At 56.3% G+C, this 5,649-nt stretch carries 4 protein-coding genes, 2 tRNA genes and 1 pseudogene; 3 read left to right on the top strand and 4 right to left on the bottom strand.

From position 1 onward, the window contains the following. Position 1 precedes the first annotated feature (1 nt). A tRNA-Asn gene (locus tag ABYP39_RS16955) sits at positions 2-77 on the bottom strand. 147 nt (positions 78-224) lie between these two features. Here ABYP39_RS16955 and uvrB point away from each other — a divergent pair. Beyond that, positions 225-2,249, top strand: a complete 2,025-nt coding sequence (gene uvrB, locus ABYP39_RS16950) for an excinuclease ABC subunit UvrB (RefSeq protein WP_372783758.1) — start codon at positions 225-227, stop codon at positions 2,247-2,249. Positions 2,250-2,354: 105 nt separating this feature from the next. Continuing rightward, positions 2,355-2,431: transfer RNA gene (locus ABYP39_RS16945), tRNA-Val, on the top strand. Between the two features lie 95 nt (positions 2,432-2,526). On the opposite strand, the gene ABYP39_RS16940 is transcribed toward ABYP39_RS16945, so the two are convergent. The 3 genes from ABYP39_RS16940 to ABYP39_RS16930 form a co-directional block, all read right to left on the bottom strand. Further along, complete coding sequence (locus ABYP39_RS16940; protein ID WP_372783756.1) at positions 2,527-3,276, bottom strand: MOSC domain-containing protein; 750 nt, start codon at positions 3,274-3,276, stop codon at positions 2,527-2,529. Between the two features lie 140 nt (positions 3,277-3,416). After that, positions 3,417-3,911 carry a methylated-DNA--[protein]-cysteine S-methyltransferase gene (locus ABYP39_RS16935; RefSeq protein WP_372783754.1) on the bottom strand — a complete coding sequence of 165 codons (495 nt, stop codon included), beginning with the start codon at positions 3,909-3,911 and terminating at the stop codon, positions 3,417-3,419. Position 3,912: 1 nt separating this feature from the next. Beyond that, the gene (locus tag ABYP39_RS16930; protein WP_372783751.1) at positions 3,913-5,364 is read right to left on the bottom strand and encodes an AlkA N-terminal domain-containing protein; all 1,452 of its coding nucleotides are present in this window, start codon (positions 5,362-5,364) and stop codon (positions 3,913-3,915) included. A 132-nt stretch (positions 5,365-5,496) separates the two neighbouring features. On the opposite strand from ABYP39_RS16930, the pseudogene ABYP39_RS16925 reads away from it, so the two are divergent. Then, positions 5,497-5,649 (top strand): annotated as a pseudogene (locus ABYP39_RS16925) (dihydrodipicolinate reductase); the annotation flags it as partial.

The following is a 5,649-nucleotide window of genomic DNA, read 5'->3' as shown; positions in this document are numbered from 1 at the left end:
TTGGCTCCGCCTGCTGGGCTCGAACCAGCGACCCAATGATTAACAGTCATTTGCTCTACCAACTGAGCTAAGGCGGATTGGTGCTCTCCGTCAGGAGAGGTGGCGCATATTAAAGGCCTTTTTTTACATCGTCAACCGCTAGGGGGGCGTTTTTTGCAGTTTTCTGGCGATTGGCTAAGTGTGAGGGGAGGTAGTACCATAATTTCCTTTATGCTGTTGAAAATATGAGCAAAAGTTTCGAAGTTAAGTCTAAATTCGCGCCGGCGGGAGATCAGCCAAAAGCCATTGAACAACTGGTGGAAGGCATCAATGCAGGCCTGCATTCGCAAACGCTTTTGGGGGTTACCGGTTCCGGTAAAACCTTCACTATTGCGAATGTTATTCAGGCGATTCAGCGCCCCACGATTGTGATGGCGCCCAATAAAACTCTGGCAGCGCAGCTCTACGGCGAATTCAGGGATTTTTTTCCGAATAATGCTGTTGAGTACTTTGTGTCCTATTACGACTATTACCAGCCTGAGGCCTATGTGCCGTCGTCGGATACCTTTATCGAGAAGGATTCGTCGGTAAACGACCATATCGAACAGATGCGGCTTTCCGCTACCAAAGCGCTGATGGAGCGTGAAGACGCCATTATCGTGGCCACTGTATCGGCAATTTACGGTTTGGGTGACCCTGAGCAGTATTTCAAGATGGTGTTGCACCTGGATCGGGGGGAGCGGATAGACCAGCGTAAGCTGCTGAGGCGCCTAGCGGAGTTGCAGTACACCCGCAACGATATGGCGTTTCAGCGGGCAACCTATCGGGTGCGGGGGGATGTGATTGATATCTTTCCAGCGGAGTCCGAGAAGGAAGCCGTACGGGTTGAGCTGTTTGATGACGAGATTGAGAGTCTCACCCTGTTTGATCCGCTCACCGGCGAAAGCCTGGCTAAACTGCCGCGCTATACCGTGTTTCCGAAGAGCCATTATGTAACGCCACGCGAGACTCTGCTGAAAGCGGTGGATCAGATTGAGGAGGAGCTTAAGGAGCGGTTAGAGCAGTTTCGCAACAATGACAAACTGCTCGAAGCCCAGCGACTGGAGCAGCGCACCAAGTTTGATATGGAGATGGTTCGCGAGCTCGGCTACTGCACGGGCATTGAGAACTATTCGCGCTATCTGTCGGGGCGCGATCCCGGTGAGCCGCCGCCCACGCTGTTCGATTACTTGCCGCGTAACGCGCTGGTGGTAATGGATGAGTCCCACGTGGGCATTCCCCAGATCGGCGCCATGTACAAGGGGGATCGCTCGCGCAAGGAAACGCTGGTGGAATACGGGTTTAGACTGCCGTCGGCATTGGATAACCGTCCTCTGCGTTTTGAGGAGTGGGAGCGGCTGATTCCGCAAGCGATCTTTGTGTCGGCAACCCCTGGGCCCTATGAAGCCGAACACGCCGCGCGGGTTGTGGAGCAGGTGGTGCGGCCGACCGGGTTGATAGATCCGCAGGTAGAGATTCGTCCGGCAACGACACAGGTCGATGATCTGATGTCAGAGGTGCGCAAGCGGGTAGAACTCAGTGAGCGGGTACTGGTTACCACGCTGACCAAACGTATGGCGGAAGATTTGACCGAGTATCTGAGTGAGCACGGTATTCGGGTGCGTTATCTGCATTCGGATATTGATACGGTTGAGCGGGTGGAAATCATTCGCGACCTGCGTCTCGGTGAGTTTGATGTGCTGGTGGGTATAAACCTGTTGCGGGAGGGTCTGGATATGCCGGAGGTATCGCTGGTGGCCATCCTGGATGCAGACAAAGAAGGGTTTCTGCGTTCCGAGCGTTCATTGATTCAGACCATTGGCCGGGCAGCGCGCAACCTCAATGGCAAGGCAATTCTTTATGCCGATGTGATGACGGGTTCGATGGAGCGCGCCATCAGTGAGACCGATCGCCGCCGTGAGAAACAGGTGGCTTTCAATAAAGAGCACAATATCACGCCGGCAGGGGTGAAAAAGGCGGTTGCCGACATCATGGAGGGCGCCTTTGCGCCGGGTACCAAGCGCGGTCGCAAACAGGGTGCGCGGCGCGCTGCAGAGCCCGGTGCGGGTTATGAGGTGGATGTGAAGAGCATGAAGCCCGCAGAGGTATCCAAATTGCTGAAGAATCTGGAGCAGCAGATGGCCGGCCATGCCAAAAACCTCGAATTTGAAGAAGCGGCCCGAATCCGGGACCGGCTGGCCGAGATCAAACAGGAGTTGTTTGTTGAATAAGGTCATGGGGGCGCGCTTAAGGGATTGAGTATCGCGGGGAGCGTGGCTATAATGCGCGTCCTTCGCAGTGGTCAGGGTTACTTACGATTCCCCACGCGTTGCAGTACGACCGTAGCTCAGCTGGTTAGAGCACCACCTTGACATGGTGGGGGTCGGTGGTTCGAGTCCACTCGGTCGTACCATTTTTTCAAGCGGCTCGCCTGATCCTTGCGGAAATGGCGGGCCGTTTTCATTTCCGGCTCAGAAATTTGCTGTCGGGTGACAGCAGGGTCGCCTCTCAGGGCTGTTCAAATTCACTGCCGGCTACCAGTTCTCCGTTACTTTCGATCATGCCATAGACCCCCATATTCAGGTGGCCGAAGGCTTTTTTCATGCCCTGGAGGGTTTTGTCGCGTCGGGCGTTTTGAGGGTCTACGTTGATTGCGGCGCAGCGGTCAGTAATACGATAGATGCGAATTCTTACGCCACTGATCTCCAGCGTTTTTCCAAGCCAGGTTTCTTCCTCCCACGCCGGTACGCCGTCGAGGTAGAGGTTGGCGCGAAAGCGGCGTGGATCAATCGGGTATCCAAGGGCGTCTTGTAACGCCATTACACTATTGAGGTTGATCAGCGACACTGATTGGTGGGACAGGTCGGTAAATGCCAGCCCTGGCGCGGAAATAAGTCTAGCGGGCCCCTGAATAGCCTCTCCCAGGTAATCACTCATAAACCTTTCGAATGCGTCGTGGCCGTCTGGACTTTCCAATGCGAAGCGATGGGAGGTATTGCGTTCTGCGACTGTGAGCGTGGCCGTGGCAGGTTCAAAGCCAATAGCGAGAGCCGCGAGTTTTTCGTGCTTCATCTGCACCACTAGGTTCTGCTTTTTTATATGGCAGGGATTGGCCGGGTCAAAAGCTGTTGTCTGATCGCCTATAGCGTAGCGACGATCAAAAGGTAGGCGTTCACCAGCGCTTGCTGCAATGCGGTTCAACGCCACGCCCTGTAATCCTTTGACCGGGTAGTAATAAAGCTGGCTCAGTGTTGGCATACGGTTTCTTCCAGGAGTAGTGAACGGCGGCTGGGATTACCAGTATCGCATCCCGTGGCGCGGTTGAATTGGGGCGCGGGAGGGAGTGTTTACAGTTTACTGTAGAGCATCAGACAGGTCTTCGGGTGATTGTCTGTGGTTCAGTCGGCGGCTGAGCACTCAATGTTCGCTGCTTCAAACTTCAGTAACCAGCGCTTTGCAGCCAAACCGCCGGCGTAGCCCGTGAGTTTTCCGGTGCTGCCTATAATTCGGTGGCAGGGCACGACAATGGCAAGCGGGTTGCGACCGTTGGCCGAACCAACGGCGCGCACGGCGCGGGGAGAATGAATAGTTTGCGCAATATCGCGGTAACTGGCTGTGGTGCCGTAGGAAATACCGAGCAATGCTCGCCACACCGACTGTTGAAAGGTGGTGCCCCTCGACATATCCAATGGCAATTCAAAGTGCTGCAACTCTCCCGCGAAATACGCCTGTAACTGAGTGATGGCGTCTGCCAGCTCTGCAGAGTCTTCACGTAGGGCCGGCGTCGCTGTGAAGCGGGTGTCGGATCCCAACATGACTTCGCTGATTACGTCGCGTGTGCCGGTAATACGAACTGGGCCTACCGGGCTGTCAATGGTAGCGGTGCAGGGCATGTCATCCTCCAGCGTTCAGACTGTTCCACAGGTGAATGGCGGCATAGGCGCGCCACGGTCGCAATGTTTCTGCAGCGCGTTGCGAGGCTTTCGGGGTAGTTACCCTGAAGGCTTTCATCAATGCCAAGTCGGACGCGGGAAAGGCGTCCGGGTCGCCTAAAGCTCGCAAGGCAATATATTGGGCCGTCCAGGGGCCGATGCCCGGAAGTGATTCCAGCTCGCGGCATACGTCGGCGCTGTTGTCGCCATAGTCAAAGTGCAGCTCACCCTGCGCAAGGGCGTCGGCGAGACTTTTTAGCGTTGCTGCGCGGCGTGAGGTCAAGCCCAGTGCAATCAGCTCTTGTTCCGCTGCTACGGCGATGACTTCGGCGCGCGGCGGCAGCCGAGACAAGCCAGCAACAGGTGTATCCAAAGTTTCGCCAAAGCGTTCACACAGACGATTGAATACGGTGCTGGCCGCTTTAACGCTGACCTGCTGGCCAATGATCGCTCGCGCAGCTAACTCAAAGGCATCTAGAGCGCCGGGCAGGCGCAGCCCCGGTGTCTGCTGTATCAGTGGTTTGAGTTGCGGGTTTTGCGCCAGATGGGAGTCGATAGTGTCGGGGTTTGCGTCGAGATCGAAGTAGTGCCGCAAACGCATGGTCAGAGACGCAAAAGCCGGTGACAGCACAGGACTCGCATTGACGACCAGGCAGTGTTTTTTATCGTCTATCGTGGCGCTGAACCACCCTCTGAGGTTGCCCAGATGGAGTGTTTTACTCAAGACGCCGTTGCTCAGCTCACTGGTGCCAGCAGCGCTGCGACTGTGCAGAAACTGCGCCAGACTATCCCAGTGCAGTGGTGGGCGATAACCCAGGCGAAAGCTCAGGGCGCCGTTGTCTGTTTTGCCGGTCTGCTTCCGGAGTGCACTGGGTGTAAGCCTGTAGTGTTTGCGAAAGGCATCGTTAAAGCGCCGAACGCTGGAGAACCCGCTGGCAAAAGCGATGTCAGTGATACTGAGTGTGCTGTCGGTGAGTAACTGCTTGGCGCTTAGCAGCCGGGCCGTTTGCGCCATTGCCAAGGGGGATGCGCCGAATTCTTTCTCAAGGGCCCGACGTATATGCCGGCTGCTGACGCCCAGCTCACTTGCCAGGGTTTCCAGTGAACCATCGTTCAGGGCACCGCGACGAATCCGGTTGGCGGCTGTATGAGCCAGCTTGCCTACGGCGTCTTCACGCGAGTGCCCGGGAGCGAGTTCAGGGCGGCAGCGCAGGCAGGGGCGAAAGCCCGAACTCTCGGCAGCTGCAGCGCTAGGAAAAAAGCGGCAGCGCTGTGGCTGTGGCAGTCGCACGCGACAGATGGGCCGACAATAGACGCCGGTACTGGTTACGCCAACATAGAATGCGCCGTCAAAGCGACTGTCGCGGGCGGCAAGTTGCTGGTAGCACTGGTCGGGGTGTAGTGTGTTTTCCATAGTGGCATTCTAGCGCCATGGCGCGATTGGGATAGCCATTTTCGGACCTGTTCCTGTTTAACCCCTTGTAATGTCTGTGCGTGTTCAGGGGGCCTATGATGAGACTTGATAACGATAATGAGGATAGCGAATATGAAAGTCGCAGTTTGGGGAACGGGTAACGTCGGCCGCCCGGCGATACGGGCGGTGCTAAACCATGCTCAGTTGGAACTGGTTGGCGTGATCGTTTCCAGTGAGGCGAAAGTGGGGCGCGACGCGGGCGAATTGGCCGGTGTGGCGCCGGTC

Source organism: Litorivivens sp., from assembly GCF_041625495.1.
In the GTDB taxonomy this organism is placed as follows: domain Bacteria; phylum Pseudomonadota; class Gammaproteobacteria; order Pseudomonadales; family Spongiibacteraceae; genus Litorivivens.
Note: the sequence above shows the minus strand (reverse complement) of the source record. Positions and strands in the feature narration are given on the sequence as shown.

Bases quoted from the DNA above. Each gene is read 5' to 3' on its own strand.
- uvrB (WP_372783758.1), top strand. From the start codon at position 225: ATGAGCAAAAGTTTCGAAGTTAAGTCTAAATTCGCGCCGGCGGGAGAT.
- ABYP39_RS16940 (WP_372783756.1), bottom strand. From the start codon at position 3,276: ATGCCAACACTGAGCCAGCTTTATTACTACCCGGTCAAAGGATTACAG.
- ABYP39_RS16935 (WP_372783754.1), bottom strand. From the start codon at position 3,911: ATGCCCTGCACCGCTACCATTGACAGCCCGGTAGGCCCAGTTCGTATT.
- ABYP39_RS16930 (WP_372783751.1), bottom strand. From the start codon at position 5,364: ATGGAAAACACACTACACCCCGACCAGTGCTACCAGCAACTTGCCGCC.